Source organism: Streptomyces sp. NPDC002088 (assembly GCF_040296605.1).
GTDB lineage: Bacteria > Actinomycetota > Actinomycetes > Streptomycetales > Streptomycetaceae > Streptomyces.
The window spans coordinates 164,542-182,602 of the sequence record NZ_JBEOXO010000012.1 but is presented as its reverse complement, the minus strand read 5'-3'; the positions used below and the strand labels follow the sequence as shown (position 1 = coordinate 182,602).

General features: G+C 71.0%; 17 protein-coding genes and 1 pseudogene. 13 read left to right on the top strand and 5 right to left on the bottom strand.

Features of this window, described 5'->3' with window-relative positions:
• Positions 1-122: 122 nt before the first annotated feature.
• From ABT114_RS25675 to ABT114_RS25650, 6 genes are all read left to right on the top strand, one after another.
• On the top strand, positions 123-1,001 hold the full coding sequence (locus ABT114_RS25675; RefSeq protein WP_351145203.1) for a GntR family transcriptional regulator: 879 nt from the start codon (positions 123-125) through the stop codon (positions 999-1,001).
• A gap of 3 nt (positions 1,002-1,004) precedes the next feature.
• Entirely contained in the window at positions 1,005-1,925 is a 921-nt protein-coding gene (locus ABT114_RS25670) for a FadR/GntR family transcriptional regulator (protein ID WP_351145202.1), read from the top strand.
• The gene (locus tag ABT114_RS25665) at positions 1,922-2,668 is read left to right on the top strand and encodes an HAD family hydrolase (RefSeq protein ID WP_351145201.1); all 747 of its coding nucleotides are present in this window, start codon (positions 1,922-1,924) and stop codon (positions 2,666-2,668) included. Before ABT114_RS25670 ends, ABT114_RS25665 begins: the two co-directional genes overlap by 4 nt.
• Positions 2,669-2,771: 103 nt before the next feature.
• Positions 2,772-4,052: a phosphotransferase family protein gene (locus tag ABT114_RS25660; RefSeq protein ID WP_351145200.1), complete on the top strand. Its 1,281-nt coding sequence runs from the start codon at positions 2,772-2,774 to the stop codon at positions 4,050-4,052.
• Positions 4,053-4,285: 233 nt separating this feature from the next.
• Positions 4,286-4,897 (top strand): TetR family transcriptional regulator, encoded by a 612-nt coding sequence (locus ABT114_RS25655; RefSeq protein ID WP_351145199.1) that lies wholly within the window; start codon positions 4,286-4,288, stop codon positions 4,895-4,897.
• Between the two features lie 72 nt (positions 4,898-4,969).
• Positions 4,970-7,039, top strand: coding sequence for a HelD family protein (locus ABT114_RS25650; RefSeq protein ID WP_351145198.1), 2,070 nt, complete (start codon positions 4,970-4,972; stop codon positions 7,037-7,039).
• A gap of 41 nt (positions 7,040-7,080) precedes the next feature.
• Here the strand turns inward: ABT114_RS25650 and ABT114_RS25645 are convergent, their stop codons facing one another.
• Positions 7,081-7,923, bottom strand: coding sequence for a nitroreductase/quinone reductase family protein (locus ABT114_RS25645; protein ID WP_351145197.1), 843 nt, complete (start codon positions 7,921-7,923; stop codon positions 7,081-7,083).
• Positions 7,924-8,142: 219 nt separating this feature from the next.
• Between ABT114_RS25645 and ABT114_RS25640 the strand changes: the two genes are divergently transcribed.
• Positions 8,143-8,634 (top strand): HAD domain-containing protein, encoded by a 492-nt coding sequence (locus tag ABT114_RS25640; RefSeq protein WP_351145293.1) that lies wholly within the window; start codon positions 8,143-8,145, stop codon positions 8,632-8,634.
• A 4-nt stretch (positions 8,635-8,638) separates the two neighbouring features.
• Here the strand turns inward: ABT114_RS25640 and ABT114_RS25635 are convergent, their stop codons facing one another.
• Positions 8,639-9,517: a hypothetical protein gene (locus ABT114_RS25635; protein WP_351145196.1), complete on the bottom strand. Its 879-nt coding sequence runs from the start codon at positions 9,515-9,517 to the stop codon at positions 8,639-8,641.
• Positions 9,518-9,801: 284 nt separating this feature from the next.
• Here ABT114_RS25635 and ABT114_RS25630 point away from each other — a divergent pair, with 284 nt between their 5' ends.
• The 3 genes from ABT114_RS25630 (at position 9,802) to ABT114_RS25620 (ending at position 11,635) form a co-directional block, all read left to right on the top strand.
• Positions 9,802-10,407, top strand: a complete 606-nt coding sequence (locus ABT114_RS25630; RefSeq protein WP_351145195.1) for a helix-turn-helix domain-containing protein — start codon at positions 9,802-9,804, stop codon at positions 10,405-10,407.
• A gap of 77 nt (positions 10,408-10,484) precedes the next feature.
• The gene (locus ABT114_RS25625; protein WP_351145194.1) at positions 10,485-11,156 is read left to right on the top strand and encodes a hypothetical protein; all 672 of its coding nucleotides are present in this window, start codon (positions 10,485-10,487) and stop codon (positions 11,154-11,156) included.
• 119 nt (positions 11,157-11,275) lie between these two features.
• Positions 11,276-11,635, top strand: coding sequence for a DUF2516 family protein (locus ABT114_RS25620; RefSeq protein ID WP_351145193.1), 360 nt, complete (start codon positions 11,276-11,278; stop codon positions 11,633-11,635).
• 95 nt (positions 11,636-11,730) lie between these two features.
• On the opposite strand, the gene ABT114_RS25615 is transcribed toward ABT114_RS25620, so the two are convergent.
• The 3 genes from ABT114_RS25615 to ABT114_RS25605 all read right to left on the bottom strand — a co-directional run bounded on the left by ABT114_RS25615 (position 11,731) and on the right by ABT114_RS25605 (position 15,482).
• Positions 11,731-13,068: a PP2C family protein-serine/threonine phosphatase gene (locus tag ABT114_RS25615; protein WP_351145192.1), complete on the bottom strand. Its 1,338-nt coding sequence runs from the start codon at positions 13,066-13,068 to the stop codon at positions 11,731-11,733.
• 248 nt (positions 13,069-13,316) lie between these two features.
• Positions 13,317-14,426 (bottom strand): C40 family peptidase, encoded by a 1,110-nt coding sequence (locus ABT114_RS25610; protein WP_351145191.1) that lies wholly within the window; start codon positions 14,424-14,426, stop codon positions 13,317-13,319.
• 243 nt (positions 14,427-14,669) lie between these two features.
• Entirely contained in the window at positions 14,670-15,482 is an 813-nt protein-coding gene (locus ABT114_RS25605; RefSeq protein ID WP_351145190.1) for a class I SAM-dependent methyltransferase, read from the bottom strand.
• Positions 15,483-15,708: 226 nt separating this feature from the next.
• Here ABT114_RS25605 and mshA point away from each other — a divergent pair, with 226 nt between their 5' ends.
• The 3 genes and pseudogenes from mshA to ABT114_RS25590 form a co-directional block, all read left to right on the top strand.
• The gene (gene mshA, locus ABT114_RS25600; RefSeq protein WP_351145189.1) at positions 15,709-17,049 is read left to right on the top strand and encodes a D-inositol-3-phosphate glycosyltransferase; all 1,341 of its coding nucleotides are present in this window, start codon (positions 15,709-15,711) and stop codon (positions 17,047-17,049) included.
• Positions 17,042-17,545: a type III secretion system chaperone family protein gene (locus ABT114_RS25595; RefSeq protein ID WP_351145188.1), complete on the top strand. Its 504-nt coding sequence runs from the start codon at positions 17,042-17,044 to the stop codon at positions 17,543-17,545. Before mshA ends, ABT114_RS25595 begins: the two co-directional genes overlap by 8 nt.
• A 40-nt stretch (positions 17,546-17,585) precedes the next feature.
• A pseudogene (locus ABT114_RS25590) lies at positions 17,586-18,038 on the top strand (hypothetical protein); the annotation flags it as partial.
• Positions 18,039-18,061 lie beyond the last annotated feature (23 nt).

Genomic DNA, 18,061 nt, shown 5'->3' with positions numbered 1-18,061 from the left:
AGGCAAACCTTCCGCCAACTCGGTTAAGTTGGCTACCAACTCCAATGAGTTTGTCCCCACTTGGTAGCCAGTCATAAACAACTTTCAAACAACTCCCCGTAGATGGATCTAAGTTGTAGCGTTTGGTCGTGGCTCAGGAGAACGTGGCAGTGAACGGCAGCAGGAGACTCTCGGCCGAGGAGGTCGCCGACGTCCTGCGGGAACGCATCCGCGTCGGAGACCTCAAAGCGGGGGACCGCCTGCCCACCCAGGCCGTGCTCGCCGAGGAGTTCGGCGTCGAGCGCGGCACCGTCCGCCAGGCCCTGCGGGCCCTGCAGGAGGACGGTCTGCTCAGCAACGTGAGCAAGGGCAGCCCACCGCGCATCGCGGATGCGACCCCGGTCAGCGAGATGCCCCAGCCGACGATGGTCGGGCTGGCCCCCCGCCTGATCGAGGCCTTCGCGGCACCACACGTACGGATCGACGCGGCCTGCCTCACGGCCGAGAGCCTGATGATGGCCCTGGGTGAACCACTCCGCATGATCCATGAGGGTCGTATCCGGCCCCAGTCGATCGGCGTCCGCATCCTGCTGCCCTCCCGGGACATCAACCTCGCCTTCCCGATCCCGGTCGACGGCCGCGGGGACGACGACCCGGTCCACCAGCGGTGGCTGTCGATGCGCAACGCCCAGGGCCAGGTTCTGAGCCACAACCTCCGCTCCCTGCGCTCCTCCCACGGCATCGAGGTACGCGTCACCTTCCGCGCGCTGCCCTTCACCCCACCGGTGAAGCTGTACCTGCTCAACGGAACGGAGGCGCTGATGGCGTACTACATGATCAAGCTTCGGGAGGAGACCACGGAGAGCGGGACCATGGACATGTACGACGTCCTGGGCGGTGAGTCCGTCCTCTTCTCCTTCGAGCGGGGTGCGGGCGAGCGGGACGCCGTGTTCGTGGAGCAGTCACAGAAATGGTTCGACGCACTCTGGGAAACCATTACTACGGACCTGACCCTCAGCTGACCGGTGTCGCAGGCGGCTTCCGGTGCCGCACGAAGCAGAAACGTCAACCAGGAGTACGCGGTGGTGAACGGCAGCGGGAGAACCTCGGCCCAGGAGATCGCCGACGCCCTGCGCGAACGGATCCGGGCCGGCGACCTCGAAGCGGGGGACCGCCTGCCCACCCAGGCCGTGCTCGCGGAGGAGTTCGGCGTCGAGCGCGGCACCGTTCGCCAGGCCCTGGCGATGCTCCAGCACGACGGGCTGCTGACCAACGTGACCAAGGGGAGCCCGCCGAGGGTGGCCGAGGTGCCGGCGGAGCAGCCGCAGCAGTTCAGGGCGGCCCGGGTCGTCCTGATCAGGTATCTGGCGGAGGCGTTCCGGGCGGACGACGTACGCATCGACGCCGTCTGCTTCACGGCGGAGACCCTGCTGTGGGCGCTCGCCGAGATGTGCGCGGCCGTCACCAGGGGCGAGGCGCACCCCAGATCGATCACCGTGCGGTGCCTGCTGCCCGGGCCGGGCGTCCCCCTGCCCTACCCCGAACCGCTGGACCGGCCGGACCTCAGGGAGCCGGTCCACGAGCAGATCAAGGCACAGATCAAGGCGCAGATGGAGACCATGAACATCCATCTGTCCAACCTCAAGCGCTACCAGGGCGTCGACACCGAGGTGACCTTCCGGCCGCTGCGCTTCGTGCCGTCGGAGAAGAAGTACGTGCTGAACGACACGCTGGCCCTGCGGGGCGACTACCCGGTCGGCCGGCAGTCGTACGAGCTGCCCGGCGTGGGCGAGTTCGACGTCCTCGACGTCAGCGGATTCAACTCGGACCTGTTCGAGTACCGGCAGAGCAGGGGTGGACAGGAGGCGGCGGTCGTACGGGCCACGAAGAATTACTTCGATGCCCTCTGGGATTCGGAGGCTCCCGGACAGACACTCGCTGAGTGACTGCTGAGACGGGACGGACGGAACTGGTGACGAGTGAGGCCGAGGATCTCCGGGAACTGGTCGCGCGCACACGGTATGTCCTCTTCGACTTCGACGGACCGATCTGCCGGCTGTTCGCCGGTCACCCGGCCGATGTCATCGCCCGGGATCAGGTGGAGTGGATGGAGACCCGCGGACTGGGCGGGATGCTCACCGAGGAGGAACGTTTCAGTAAGGACCCGCACGGGACGCTGAGCTCGCTCCACGCCCGGTATCCGGGAAGCGATGTGATCGCCGGTCTCGAGGAGAACCTCACCCGGCACGAGTTGCGGGCGGCGCGGGTCGCGATGCCGACGGCGTACGCAGATCCGCTCATCCAGACCTGGGTGGCGGTCGGGGCGCGGCTGGCCGTCGTGACCAACAACTCGGCCCGCACGGTGACCTCGTACCTGAACGATCGAGGTCTGTTCTCCTGCTTCGATCCCCACATTTACGGCCGCACCCAGGAACTGAGGCTGCTCAAGCCGCATCCGGAGATGCTGAACCGCGCCCTGACGGCGATGGGCGCGGCACCGGAGGCCTCGCTGATGATCGGTGACGCCCTCTCCGACCACGCCGCCGCACGCGCGGCCGGAGTCCGCTTCCTCGGCTACGCGAGGAACCCCGGGGCACATCGGCGGATGCGGGAGGGCGGCGTGCCTGCGCAGAGCATCATGAGCTCGCTGAAGCCGTTGCTGCAGGCTTTGTGGCCGGGGCGATTCTGAGCCTCGGTCCGCTGACGCGGAGGGCAGGACATGATGGCCGAACGTGACAGGACATGATGGCCAAACGTGAGAAGTACCACTTCGCACCCTGTACCCTCCGGCCATGCTGCACCACCTGCCCCACCGCACCCGCACCGCACTGGTGCGTTTCTTCGCGGAGGCGCGCCGTCGCCGGGCCGGCGGCGAGGTCGTCGTCGGTCACCACAACAGCAACCACATCCTCCCGCTCGGGCAGCCACTGGCGTACCTCCTGGGGATGGGGTCCGGGCAGGTGCGCGCCAAGTTCCGGGTGCCCTTCGAGACCATCGAGGTGGTTCCCCGGATCTGGCGCGAGTCCGAGGTGCTGAGGGCGGTGAGCGATCGGCTGGGTGACGTTCCGCGCTGTCTGGCGGACTTCGGTGAGTGGTCACTGCACGCCTACGTGCCTGGTCACTCCCTGGCCGAGGAGGCGTCCGGGAAACCGGTCGGCGAGGAGCGGATGGCGGCGCTGGCCGACTTCTTCGCCCGGTTGGCCGGCATGCCCCCGGATGACTTTCCGCAGCTGCCGGACGACTGGCCCCGTGGCGACGACAGCCGGGGCTTCCTGCACCGGCTGGCCCGGTTCACGGAGCAGCGGGTCCATCAGGACAACCGGCCCCGCTTCGGGCGCCTTTTCGACTGCGTGGGCGTACCGGCCGACGCCGTGAGCCGCTTCCTGCGGACCGTGCCCGACCCGGCCCGGCGCCCGTTCGTCCTGCTGCACACGGACGTCCACCGCGCCAACGTCGTGGTCACGCCGACATCCGACGGCGAACGGCTCACGGTCCTCGACTGGGAACTCAGCCTGTACGGCGACCCGTTGCACGATCTGGCGACCCACCTGGTGCGCATGGACTACGACGAGTCGGAACGCAAGCTCATGACCGAGCTGTGGGCGGAAGCGATGCGGCGGTCGGGGCGCGCCGACCTGACCGTCGGCCTGGATCCGGACCTGGGCACCTATCTGGGCTACGAGTACGTGCAGTCGGTGTTCCCGGACGTGATGCGGGCCGCCCTCGCGCTGCCCGCCGAGCCGCTGCCGGAGGACGTCGAGCGCGCCGCGGACCGGGTGCGCCGTGCGCTGTGCCGGGCCTGGGAGCCGCTGAGGATGCCGGGGGAGCCCGAGAGCCGGCCGGCGCTGGTGCGCGCGCTGCGCCTGTGGCACGCCGACGACGGTGCGCGGCGGTCCGCCACGGCGAAGCCCACCGGACGCCGTGTGTCCCGGCCCGGGACCGGCAGGGCCGAGTCGTGTCCGGACGCGGACCGTCCCAGGGGCATCGACTGGACGTCCGGCCTACGGCGGGACCCGGATCCGCAGCCGGGTCCGGACCAGGAGACGAGTATCGGGGTGGCGGAGTCGCTGTAGGACCTGCCGCGCATCCTCGGCTTCCGACGTGCGCAGTCTCTCTTCGCTCTCTTCACGGACGCCATCAGGGCCGCGCTGGAACTGGACGACGGCGCATCGCTGCGGGCGGCGGTGCACCGGCTGTGCGAGGTGCTGCAAGCCGCGGCGGAGCCGCTGGGGCCGGCCGCGGTGCCGACGCCGGGGCAGACCGCGATGGCCCTGACGCGCCGCCGCCGGGGCTACGCTTCGTAGCCATGAACAGCGGCAATGCGGGCCTGCGCGAGCGCAAGAAGCAGCGGATGTACCAGGCCGTGTCGGACATCGCCATCCGCCTCTTCCTCGAGAAGGGGTTCGACGCCGTGTCCGTCGCAGAGGTCGCCGCCGCGGCCGAGATCTCCAAGCCGACCCTCTTCCGGTATTTCCCGGCCAAGGAGGACCTCGTCCTGCACCGGTTCGCCGACCACGAGGACGAGGCGGCGCGGGTGGTGGCGCGGGGGCCGACGCCCATCGCCGCGTTGCGACGGAACTTCCTCGACGGGCTGGAGCGGTGCGATCCGATCACCGGGCTCAACGACCACCCGGCGGTCCTCGCCTTCCTCACTCTGCTGTACGGGACTCCCGCGCTGGCCGGCCGCATGTACGCGTACCTGGAGCGGTCGGAGGCCGCGTTGGCCGAGGCACTCGGGGGCGGGCTGGAGGCACGGCTCGCCGCCGGGCAGATCATCGCCGTGCAGCGCATCCTCGCGCTGGAGAACTGGCGGCGGATCGCCGACGGGGAGTCGGTGGCGCAGGTGCGGGCGGATGCCGTGGCCGCGGCGCAGCGGGCCTTCGGGGCGCTGGGGGCGGGGCTGCCGCATCTCGCCTGAGCGTGGAGACAGGCGAGACCGTGACTCGGTGAAGAAATTAACCTGGTTACGTTATTCACGTATCCTCGGGGCATGACGTCAACCGAACCGGCCCTCGACGAGGACGTCGACGGGGACCTCGACGGGGACCTTCGCCAGGACCTCCGCCACGAACGCGCCCACCACGACACCTGCCGCGCCGCCCTCGCCGCCATGGTCGAGGGAGCCCAGGAGCAGGTCGTCACAGGTGAGGACGTCTCCGCCTCCGGTGCCGACGCCGAAGTGCTCGGATACCAGCTGCGCAGCAAGGCCAAGGAGATGCGCGAACTGCCCGAAGGGCCGTTGTTCTTCGGGCGGCTGGACTTCGCGGAGGGAGAGCACGCCGGGCAGCGTTATCACCTCGGGCGGCTGCGGATCAGTGCAGACCCGGCCGCCCCGCCCCTTGTCGTCGACTGGCGCGCCCCCGTCTCCCGCGCCTTCTACCAGGCGAGCGCCCGCGACCCGCAGGGCGTCGCCGTCCGCCGCCGCTTCGGCTGGGCCCCCGGCAGCCGGGGCGACTCCGCCGACCTGACGGGGCTGGAGGACGAGCACCTCGGCCGGGGCGAGGACCTTGAGGCCAGGGAGAGCGACATCGTCGCCCGCGAGATCGAGCGGCCCCGCGTCGGGCCGATGCGCGACATCGCCGCGACCATCCAGCCCGAGCAGGACGACCTCGTACGCGGTGACCTCACGCTCTCGGTGTGCGTGCAGGGGGCGCCGGGGACCGGGAAGACCGCGGTCGGGCTGCACCGGGCCGCCTACCTCCTCTACACCCACCCGCAGCGCATCCGGCGCTCCGGCCTGCTGATCCTCGGCCCCAACCGCACCTTCCTCTCCTACATCGCGGAGGTGCTCCCGGCGCTCGGCGAGACCGGCGTACGGCAGTCGACCCTCGGCGACGAGATCGCCCGGCACCCCGTGACCGGGGCCGACGACGAGCGGACCGCCGCCGTGAAGCACGACGCCCGCATGGCGGAGGTACTGCGCCGGACCCTCTACGCGCGCGTGTCGGCCGACGGGCACGGCGATCTCGCCGTACCGGACGGGTCGTACCGCTGGCGTGTCGCCGCCGCCAGGCTGACGGCGATCGTGTCGGGCGTGCTCGCCGAGCAGCTGCCGTACGGCATCGGCCGGGAACGCGTACGGACCCGGATCGTGCGCCGTCTCCAGGAGCAGGCCGAGCTGCGTTCGGGGCCGCCTTCGAATGCCTGGGTCCGGAAGATCGAACGGGCGCGGGCGGTGAGCGCGTACGTCGACGCCGTATGGCCCCGCGTACGGCCCGAGGAGGTCGTCGCCGCACTCCTCACCGACCCGCGCGAGCTGGCGCGGGCCGCCGACGGGCTGCTCGACGCCGACGAGCAGCGGGCGCTGCTGTGGGCGCGGCCGCCGCGCTCGTGGAAGTCGGCGCGGTGGTCGGCCGCCGACCTCGTCCTCCTCGACGAGGTGGCCGGGCTCGTCGAACATCCCGAGGGCTACGGCCATGTCGTCGTCGACGAGGCTCAGGACCTCTCCCCGATGGAGTGCCGGGCCATCGCGCGCCGGGCGTCCTTCGGTTCGCTGACGGTGCTCGGCGACCTGGCACAGGGGACGACCCCGTGGGCGGCGCGCACGTGGGACACACTGCTGCGCCACCTGGGGAAGCCGGACGCGGCCGTGGTGCCGCTGACCAGCGGCTTCCGGGTCCCGACGGCGGTCGTCGCACTCGCCAACCGGCTGCTGGAACGACTTGACGTCGACGTCCCGGCCGCCCGCTCCCTGCGCGCGGACGGCGAACTGCGGCTGCGCGCGACGGACGATGTCCCCGGCACGGCGGTGGACTGCGTACGGGACGCGCTCAGCCGCGAGGGCTCCGTCGGCGTCATCGCCGCGGACACGGACGTGCCCCGTCTTCGGGACGCGCTCGGCGCGGCCGGGATCGCGGCGGCCGGGGCGGACGAGCCGGCCGCCCGGGTGACGGTGGTTCCGGCGAGCCTCGTCAAGGGCCTCGAGTACGACCATGTCGTCGCCGTCGAACCGGCGACCATCGCGGAGGCGGAGGAACGTGGCCTGCACCGGCTGTACGTCGTCCTGACGCGGGCGGTGTCGAGGCTGGACGTGGTGCACGGGCGACCGCTGCCGTTCTGACACCGGCCGCGGTCGCCCGTACTCGCCCCTGCCTGCCTGTCTCAGGCGGCTTGGAAGAGCGGAATCAACTGCTGCTCCTCGTAAGCCAGATGAGCCTCCAGCTCGGCCGTCAGCCGCTCCACCTCGGTGCGGGCCGTGGCCGGTTCGGCGTCAGCCGCGGACACCGCCCGGCGCAGGTCCTCGACGAGTACGGAGATCCGCTCGTGTTCCTCGCGCAGCCGGGCCAGCGCCGGGGCGAACTCCGGGTGCCGGTCGGCCAGGAACGGGAACATGGCCATGTCCTCGCCGGTGTGGTGGTTGTGCAGGCCCTGGCAGAAGGCCAGGCAGTTGACGCGGAGCTGGGCGCCGAGGGTGCCGCCGTCGCCGCTGCTCATCTCCTTCCGGATCAGGGCGAGTTCGCGGCGGAAGGCGTCATGGACCACCTTGAGTGCCTCGCCCGGCGAATCGGCGTTGATGTTCGGCGGACCGCCGGCCGCGATGTCGTACAGAGCCACCACGGGGATGATCCGCCCAGCCTTCTCCTGGTACGCCGCCCAGCCCGGGTCCGCCTCGACGGCACGGGCGAAGGCGTGGTCGCGTTCCTCGCCCTCAAGGACGACAGCCCGCGCCTCGTAGGTGAACGCGCCGCTCTCGACCGTGGCGCGAGGCCGGGCGAGGAGGTTGCGGAACCAGTGCGGGTGCCGGGGGGAGCCGCCGGCCGAGGCGATGACCAGGACACGGTCGCCGCCGTCGGGGAGGTAGCCGAGGGGGGTGGTGTGCGGGGTGCCGGTGCGGGCGCCGGTGGTGGTCAGCAGGAGCAGGCGGGCACCTTCGAAGGGGCCGCCGACGCGGCCGTTGTTGGCGCGGAACTTGTCGATGACGTGCTGGTTGAAGTCGTTGGGCATTCTCTTCTTTCTCTGTCGCGGGAGTCGCGTGATTCGCGGATATCCGTGTGCGCAGAGAAAGAGGCGGGCCCCTGGCCCGCCCGAGCCTCATTCAGAGGCCGGGCACCCGTTTCGCTCGTGGCCCGTGGCCGACCCGGCAGTCATGGGTGGGACGGTAGCGGCGGGCCGGGAAGAAGAGCAAAGTAGTTTTCGATGTCTCCCGTGGCTCCCTTCCCTCCCTTGCTCCTCTTCCTTGATGTCGACGGGACGCTGATCCCCTTCGGGGCGGCCGGTTCCTACCCGGCGTACGAGGCGGGCGGCCGGTCCTCCGCCCACGCCACCGGTAATCCCCTGCTGACCCGGATCGACCCGGGGCTCGGTCCGCGGCTGGCAGCGCTGGGCTGCGAGCTGGTGTGGGCCACGACCTGGATGGACGAGGCGAACGACTGCGTCGCGTCCTGGCTCGGGCTGCCTCCGCTGCCCGTGGTGGACTGGCCGGACGAGCAGTGCCCACCGGGGCCCCTGCACTGGAAGACCCGGCCACTCGTCGCCCGCGCGGGCGGCCGGCCCTTCATCTGGCTCGACGACGAGATCACCGACGCCGACCGGACCTGGGTGACCGCCCACCACCCCGAGCGCGCCCTGCTCCACCGCGTGGACCACCGGTACGGGCTGACGGACGCGGACTTCGCGGTGCTGGAGGGGTGGATCGGGGGGCTGGGGCCGACGTAGACGCTCAGCGTGCGACGGGGTCGGGGAGCAACTCGCCCAACGGCAGCGCAGCGGCCTCGGCCCGTGGCCGGGAGAGGTAGAGGTCGGTGTGGTAGTAGCCGTCCGCCTCCCGGCCACGGGCGTCCAGCCCGGCCTTGGCGAGGACCGCCAGGGTGGCGTCGCGCTCGCGGGCGTTGGTGAAACGGCGCTGCCGGAAGGTGCGGGTACGTAGCCGCTCGGTGACCAGGCCGTGTGCGGCGAGCAGGTCGGCGATCGGCTGGTACGGGACGGTGCGCAAGGCGAACACGGCCACCCACGGCGGGGTGGAGAGGCACTCCAGCAGGCGCTCGAAGGTCTTGGCGTAGATATAGCCAATGCCACCGGTGACGGTCACCAGGACCGTCCTCGCGGCGGCGTGCCGCAGCCGCTCACTCGCGGGTGCGGCCTCGAGGTTCTCGCCGTAGCCGCCCTGCAGCAGCCCCACGGACGTGGCGTAGCGGACGGCACGGGCCGCCGAGTCGAGTCCCACCACCGGCACCGCGTCCGGTCGGCGGCTGCGTGCGAAGAACTCGACGTCGATGTCCGCGAGTTGGCGGGCCGTCAGCCGAGTCAGGGCTTTGTCGGTGTAGTGGGTGTACAGGTCGCTCAGTGTCAGGGTGTGGTTGAGCAGCGCGGCGTTGATGCCGTAGGAGCAGCACAGGTCCAGCACCGTCGGTGTCACCGCCGGGCGCTGCCTGTGCAGCGCGTCGATCAGAGTCCGGAAGACTGCCTGAGCATGCTGTGGGATCTGGTAGTCCAGCGGTTGCAGACGCTCGAAGTACCGGCGCGGGTCCGGGCAGTCGTAGATGTCGGAGAAGTCAGCCTTGCCCTTGTGGACGTGCCCACGAACTGATGCTCCTGTCACGGCTGGTTCTCCCGGAGGTCGCGGCAGGCGATCGCGCACTGACGGTGTCGATTGTCCGCACGAGGCTGGTTCGTGTCCGGGTGAACCGCCGTACCGCACGCGTCTCTCAGTCGGACGGACCAGCCGTCAGCTGCTCACGCAGCCGCTTCACCACCGCCTCCTGCAGCCCGAGCGAGACCCAGGCGCACGCAGAGTTCTAGAGACGCTCACCTGAACGGGTGGCCCGGCGCACTTTTGCAAGCAGATGCTTGCAAAAGTTAGCGGTGGTGGGGCAAGGTGGAGGTATGGCATCGCTCAACGTCGGCAATCTCGGTGAGTACCTGCGCGCGCAGCGGCGAAACGCGCAGCTGTCGTTGCGGCAGCTCGCCGACGCCGCCGGGGTGTCCAATCCGTATCTGAGTCAGATCGAGCGCGGGCTGCGCAAGCCGAGCGCGGAGGTGTTGCAGCAGGTCGCGAAGGCGCTGCGGATCTCCGCCGAGACGCTGTACGTCCATGCGGGCATTCTCGACGCCGAGCGGGACCGGGACGAGGTGGAGACGCGTGCGGTCATCCTCGCCGATCCCACGCTGACCGAGGGGCAGAAGCAGGTGCTGCTCCAGGTCTACGAGTCCTTCCGCAAGGAGAACGGATTCGAGGCCGCCCCCGCGGCGGACCCGGTGGACATAGCCGACACGGCCGACACGGCTGACGCGGCTGACACGGCCGATGCATCCAGCACATCCGACGCATCCGGCACGGTGGACGCCGACGACGAGCCCGACGGTGCGCGGCACGCTGCCGACAGAGACGACGACAGCGTCAGCGCCGTACGCCGTACCCGCAAGGCCCCCGCACGCCGTACCCGCCCCGTCGGCGGTTCCGGCGGCGATCCGCAGCAGACGGCCAGTTGACCGGACCAGGGGACCGGCCGCCTGACTGCGGACCCACAAAACCCTCAGCCGAACGTGAATCCGGGAGGACCATCACCATGGCCATCACCGACGACCTGCGCAAGACCTTCAGCGACCCGACCCCGCTCTACTTCGCCGCCGGCACCGCCGACCTCGCCCTGCAGCAGGCCAAGAAGGTGCCCGGTCTGGTGGAGCAGCTGCGTGCCGAGGCCCCGGCCCGGTTCGAGGCGGTCCGTGGCACCGACCCGAAGGTCGTGCAGGAGAAGGCCGCCGCCCGAGCCAAGGAGGCCGGTGCCAAGGCCAAGGAGGCGCAGGAGACCCTCCAGACGAAGGTCGGCGAGTTCATCAGCACCCTCGACGGTGACCTGAAGAAGCTCGGCAGCACGATCGACGCCGACCTGAAGAAGCTCGGCGAGAGCGCTCAGGACTTCGCGCTGCGCGGTGTCGGCGTCGCCGCCGAGTACGCCGTGAAGGCCCGCGAGACCTACGAGAAGGTAGCCGAGCACGGCGAGCAGGCCGTGAAGACCTGGCGTGGCGAGGCTGCCGAGGAGATCGAGGAGCTGGCGATCGCCGTCGAGCCGAAGGCCGAGCCGGTCGAGGTCAAGGAAGAGGCGAAGCCCGCCCCGGCCACGACCGAGACCGTGTCCGAGGCCAGGACCGTGCCCGCCCCGGCGAAGAAGCCCGAGGCGAGGAAGGCCCCGGCCGCTCGCAAGACCACCGCCAAGAAGACGACGCCGCCCGCCAAGTAAGGGACGGTACGCGCACGGGCCGGGCACCCTTGGGGCGCCCGGCCCGTTCTACGGGTACGGTGGCCGCGTAGGCGTCATGGTCAAGGCGTCATGGTCATGGGAGTCGGAGAGAACGGGCGGTGGGCAGCATGCTGGCGTTGGGCTTCGCGGGATTCCTGGGGCTCCTGAAGATCCTCCTCATGGCCCTGGCGGCGTTCGGGCTGTTCGACGCCGCGTTCCGGCGCGAAGACGCCTTCCGCGCGGCCGACAAGCAGAACAAGGTGTTCTGGCTGATCATCCTCGGCATCGCGCTCGTGGTGAGCTACCTGTTCTCGATCTTCGCGATGCTGCCGATCGCCGGCGCGGTCGCCAGCATCGTCTACATCGTGGACGTGCGGCCCGCCGTGAAGCAGGCCTCCGGCGGTGGCAACGGCTGGGGCCGCCGCGGCGGCGGAAGCAGCAGCGACGGCCCCTACGGCCCGTACAACGGCGGGCGCTGACCCGCCGCCGGGTTACGGTGCGTACTACGGCGGGCGCTGCCCCGCCGCCGGGGCACGGTCCCTACTACGGCGGGCGCTGACCCGCCGCCGGGTTCTCAGGGAACCCGGTCCAGCAGTACCACCGCCACGTCGTCCGTCAGCTCGCCCCCGTTCAGCTCGCGGACCTCGTTGACCGCGGCCCGCAGCAGTTGCTCGCCGTGCAGGCCGGACGCGAGCTGGCGGCGGACCATCTCCACCATGCCGTCCTGGCCGAGCCGCTCCCGGCCCTCCCCGACGCGGCCCTCGATCAGCCCGTCGGTGTAGAGCATCAGGCTCCACTCGGCGCCCAGCTCCACCTGCGTGCGCGGCCAGCGGGCGCCGGGCAGCAGACCGAGGGCCGGGCCGTTGTTGTCGTACGGCAGCAGCTCCGCGGGCCGGCCCGGGCGGGCGACCAGCGGGGACGGGTGGCCGGCCAGGCACAGGCCCGCCCGGCGGCCGTCCGGGGCGATGTCCACCGTGCACAGCGTCGCGAAGATCTCGTCGTCGTCCCGCTCGTGCTCCAGCACCTGCTGCAACGTGCCGAGCAGCTCGTCGCCGCACAGCCCCGCCAGCGTCAGCGCGCGCCAGGCGATGCGCAGCTCCACGCCGAGCGCCGCCTCGTCCGGGCCGTGCCCGCAGACGTCGCCGATCATGGCGTGCACGGTGCCGTCGGGCGTGCGGACGGTGTCGTAGAAGTCACCGCCGAGCAGCGCGCGCGAGCGGCCGGGGCGGTAACGGGCGGCGAAGCGGAGCGCCGAGCCCTCCAGGAGCGGGGTCGGCAGCAGGCCGCGTTCCAGGCGGGCGTTCTCCTGGGCGCGCAGCTTGCCCTCGGCGAGCCGCCGCTCGGCGGTGTCGGAACGCTTCCGCTCCACCGCGTACCGGATGGCGCGGCTCAGCAGCCGTCCGTCCAGCTCGTCCCGGAAGAGGTAGTCCTGGGCACCGACGCGCACCGCCTCCGCGCCGCGCTCGGCGTCGCCGGACGCGGTGAGCGCGAGGACGGCGTGCCGGGGCGCGAGCCGCAGCACGTGCTTGAGCACGGCGAGCTCGTCGTCATCGGCGCCGGACGAGCGGCCCGGCGCCGGCAGCGCCAGGTCCAGCAGGATGCAGTGGACGTCGTGCGTGAGCAGCCGCTCGGCCTCGGTGAGGTTGCGGGCGGTGCGGACGCGGATCGGGTTGCCGGCCGAGTCGAGCAGGTCGGGCACGATCGGCGAGCCTGCGGGATCGTCCTCGATCAGCAGGAGCGTGAGATGGGTGTTGGCGGCGGCGCTGGTGTGGGTGGTGGTGGCGGCGGTGTCGGCGACCGTGGCTTCCTTGCGCGGGGTCTCTTCCTTCGAGGGGCCGCCCAGGGGCGCGGCCTGCGCCTGACCACACTCCACGGCCGGGATCGCTCTCTGCCGCGGTACGGGTACGGGCATCGTGTTGAGTTCCTTCCCTCCCCCCGAGGGCACGATGGACGGAGGGACTCCATCCACCGACGGGGACCATAGCGGTAGTCGGCGCCGCAGCGGAATGGTGTGAGGCACGCCGCTCGGCTTCAGGCCAGTGTCATATGCCGCGTTCCGTACCGCAGTTGGGCAGGGTGGGTGTACTGCGGGGATGACGAACGTCACGTCCGCGGAGGGTTTGGGTGCCGCCGGGCGTGCGCTGGGTCACGTGGCCCCGGTCACGCGTCCGGCCGGACCACTCCGAGGATCGGCATCGTCCCCGCGCCCGCCAGCGTCACGGTCCGGCCCGGCCGCGGGGCGTGGATGATCGCGCCGTCGCCCACGTACATCGCGACATGGCTGGCGTCGTCGAAGTAGATGATCAGGTCGCCGGGGCGCATGTCCTTGATGTCGACGTGCTTGAGCTGCTTCCACTGCTCCTGCGAGGTGCGCGGAATGCCGTGACCGGCGTCCGCCCAGGCCTGTGAGGTCAGGCCCGAGCAGTCGTACGACTCCGGGCCTTCGGCGCCCCACTCGTACGGCTTTCCGATCTGGGCCGTCGCGTACTTCACGGCCTTCTTGCCCTGCGCGGACGCCTTGCCGTTGATCTCGGCGAGGATGCCGGAGTCCAGCCAGGCGGTCTGCGCCTGGTGCGCGGCCTGCTCCTCCAGCTCGGCGAGGCGCTCCTTCTCCTCCTTCTCCAGCTGGGACTCGAGCTTCTCGGCCGCCGCGATCTGCTTCTCGATCTTCTTCTGGGCGGTGGCCTTGGCCTGGCGGTTGGCTTCCAGCTCCTGCCACTGGGCGGAGGCGTCCTTGGCGTACTGCTCCAAGTCCTGCTGGGTGCGGGTCAATTCCGCGATCAGGCCCTTGGTGGCCCGCTGGCCCTGGAGCACCCGGCCCGTTCCGTCGAGGAACTCCTGCGGGTTGTCGCTCAGCATCAGCCGGGCCTCGTCGGGGAGTCCGCCGGTGCGGTACTGGGCGCGGGCCGCGGCGCCCGCGCGGTCCTTCAACTCCGCGAGCCTCTCCTGCCCCTTGACGATCTTCTTGGCCAGCTCGACGATCTCCGCGGACTGCTTCTCGGCCTTCTCCTCGGCGGCGTTGTACGCGTCCGTGGCCACGGACGCCGCGTGGTAGAGCTTGTCGAGCTTCTCCCGGACAGCCTCAAGGTCCTTGCTGGGCTCGACCTTCGAGGTGGCGTCCGAGGCGGCGTTCGACGTGGCGTTCGACGTGGCGCTCGGGGTGGGCGTGGGACTGGGGGCCGCGAACGCCGTGCCCGGCACCGCCAGGACGGTGACCGCGCAGACCACGGTCACGGCCACCGCGATCAGGCCGCGCTTGCCCGTACCCATAACCCAACCCCCAAACTGATTTACCGTCAGTAACTTACGGATGCCTGGGGGATCGTGCCATGTCGACGCGCAAAACGACAGAGGTAAACAGAGGTAATGCTTCCCCCTCACTCCCCCTCATCCCGCCCCGGTATGACGATCTCCCCGCCTTTGTGACGAACGACTCATGGAGATCGTTCCTTGCAGGTCGGAGTGGGTCGGAGTGGGTCGGAGCGGGTGAGTTGAGCGGGTCGGCGCCTGGGATCAGCCCCGCGGCGCCAACGCCTCCCACCGCACCGTCACTTCACCCTGCCGCCACCGCACCGGCCCGTCCGTCACCGGCCAGTCCGCCGTCAGGACCCGTACCGCCCGGATCCAGCGCTGGCGGGCGCCGTAGGAGGCGTAGGGCGCGGCGGCGGCCCAGGCGCGGTCGAAGTCGCGCAGGAAGGCGTGCACGGGCTCGCCGGGGACATTGCGGTGGATGAGCGCCTTGGGCAGGCGTTCCGCCAGGTCCGACGGGCGATCGAGGGAGCCCAGCCGGGTCGCGAAGGTGACCGTGCGCGGCCCCTCCGGGCCGAGCGCGACCCACACGTGCCGGCGCCCGATCTCGTCGCAGGTCCCCTCGACGAGCAGCCCGCCCGGGGAATCCTCCGTCGCGGGGGCGAGACGGGAGCACAGCCGCTCCCAGACCGCGGCGACCTCGGCCTCGTCGTACTGGCGCAGCACGTTGGCGGCCCGGACGAGGTGCGGTCGGCGGGGGATCGGGATCTCGAAGCCGCCGTGCCGGAAGACCAGTCCGTCGCGCTCGTACGGCTTGGCCGCCGCGACCCGGGCCGGTTCGATCTCGACGCCCACCACGCGCGCGTGGGGCGCGACGGAGCGCAGGCGCCACAGCAACTCGACGGCCGTCCAGGGGGCCGCCCCGTACCCGAGGTCGACGGCCACGGGGTCGGCGGTGCGCCGCAGCGCCGCGCCGTGCGTGGCGGCGATCCAGCGGTCCATGCGGCGCAACCGGTTCGGATTGGTCGTCCCGCGTGTGACCGTGCCCACGGGGCGGGCGGGAGCGCGGGATGTCATGCCTACGAGGGTATGCGGATGCGGACAGATGGATGTGTACGCATCCCACCCGTGCGGGCAGACGGATGTGTACGCATCCCACGATCGAACGGTTGAGCGACCCCCGGTAACGTCTCGGTAAAAACCACCCCGCATGGAATGGGAACGCCTTCCTCCGGCGTTGCATCCCCTTGGAGGGCGCGCTGCGGCCTCCGCAAGGCATGCCCGCAGCAAGGAGGAACGCCACGTGAGCCAGTACGTCAGCAGGCTCGGGCGTCGCTCTCCGGCAACGCCCTCACGGCTCAGGCTGCCGCACCGCAGGCCCCGCAGGGTCGCCATGCTCTCCGTGCACACCTCACCGCTCCACCAGCCCGGCACCGGCGACGCCGGCGGCATGAACGTCTACATCGTGGAGCTCGCGCAGCGCCTCGCCGCGATCAACGTCGAGGTCGAGATCTTCACCCGCGCGACCACCGGCGCCCTGCCGCCGGCCGTCGAACTGGCCCCCGGCGTCCTCGTCCGGCATGTCGACGCGGGCCCGTACGAGGGCCTCGCCAAGGAGGAGCTGCCGGCCCAGCTGTGCGCCTTCACACACGGCGTGATGCAGGCCTGGGCCGGTCACCGCCCCGGCTACTACGACCTGGTCCACTCCCACTACTGGCTCTCCGGCCACGTCGGCTGGCTCGCCGCCCAGCGCTGGGGCGCCCCCCTGGTGCACGCCATGCACACCATGGCCAAGGTCAAGAACGCCAACCTGGCCGACGGCGACACGCCCGAGCCCGCCGCCCGCGTGATCGGCGAGACCCAGATCGTCAGCGCCGCCGACCGCCTCATCGCCAACACCGCGGAGGAGGCCGACGAGCTGGTACTGCACTACGCCGCCGACCGCGGCAAGGTCGCCGTGGTCCACCCCGGCGTGAACCTCGACCGGTTCCGCCCCGCCGACGGCCGGGCGGCAGCCCGGGCCCGCCTGGACCTGCCGCAGGACGCCGTGATCCCCCTCTTCGCGGGTCGCATCCAGCCCCTGAAGGCCCCCGACGTGCTCCTGCGCGCCATCGCAGTGCTCCTCGACGAGCGTCCCGACCTGCGCAAACGTGTCGTCGTACCGATCGTGGGCGGCCCCAGCGGCAGCGGCCTGGCCAAGCCGGAGGGCCTGCAGAAGCTCGCCGCGCGCCTGGGCATCGCCGACGTCGTACGGTTCCACCCGCCCGTCGGTCAGGACCAGCTCGCGGACTGGTTCCGCGCCGCGTCCGTCCTCGTCGTCCCCTCCTACAGCGAGTCCTTCGGTCTGGTCGCGATAGAGGCGCAGGCGGCCGGTACTCCGGTGCTCGCCGCCTCGGTGGGCGGCCTGCCGGTGGCCGTGCGCGACGGCGAGACGGGCTTCCTGGTCCAGGGCCACGATCCCGCCGCCTACGCGCGCGTGCTGGCCGACTTCGCCGACCGCCCCGAGCTGCCGTCCCGGATGGGCTCCGCCGCCGCCCGGCACGCCCAGTCCTTCGGCTGGGACACCGCGGCAGCCGCCACCGCCGACGCCTACACGGCCGCGATGCAGTCCCACAGGCGTCGCGTACGCTCCCACCATGGCTGATGTTGTCGAGAGGGCCGCGCAGGTCATCGAGGGTGTCCTGAAGGACGCCGAACTGGAGTGGGAAAGCCCCGAAACCGGCACCTACGTAGTGCAGCTCCCCGGCACCCGCAAGCTGAAGACGACCGTCTCCCTCATCGTCGGCCGCCACTCCCTCTCGCTGAACGCCTTCGTGATCCGCCACCCCGACGAGAACGAGTCCGGCGTCCATCGCTGGCTCCTGGAGCGCAACCTCAAGCTGTACGGCGTGAGTTACGCCGTCGACCGGCTCGGCGACGTCTATGTCGCAGGCAAGCTGTCGCTGACCGCCGTCACCGCCGACGAGGTGGACCGCCTCCTCGGCCAGGTCCTCGAAGCGGCCGACGGCGCCTTCAACACCCTCCTGGAGCTCGGTTTCGCCTCCGCGATCCGCAGGGAGTACGAGTGGCGCGTGTCGCGCGGCGAGTCGACGCGGAACCTGGACGCGTTCACGCACCTGACCCGGCATCCGTCTGACTGATAGCCAGGCTCTCCCCGACCAACTGCTGCACGACCTCTTCCCCAAGCAGCCGCACCTCCTCGACAAGGGCTACAACGGAGTCGTCCTGCAGTGCGCGTACGACTGCTGGGTGGACGATGTGACCGTCCGGCACGTCGACAACGGCTTCGGTCTGGTGGCCGCCTCCTCCTGCACCCTGCGGGGCACCCGGGTGGCGGGCCGCGGTTCGCACCACCCGTACTTCTGCCGAGAGGGCTCGCACGACAACCTGATCGAGGACTTCGCGATCGAGCAGCGCACGGTCCCCGCCCCGGCGAACACGCAGCTGCACGGCATCAACGTGGAGGGCCTGTCGTCGTACAACGTCTGGTCGCGAGGCGAGATGCGGATGGGCACGTTCGACAGCCACCGCGGCCTGCCCTTCGCGAACGTCCGCACCGACATCACGGTGAACAACAACGGCCGCCACGGCGGGGACGCGAGCGCCGGCCCTCTCTTCGGCGCCCGCTTCACCTGATTCTGTCGAGGGAGCCCAGG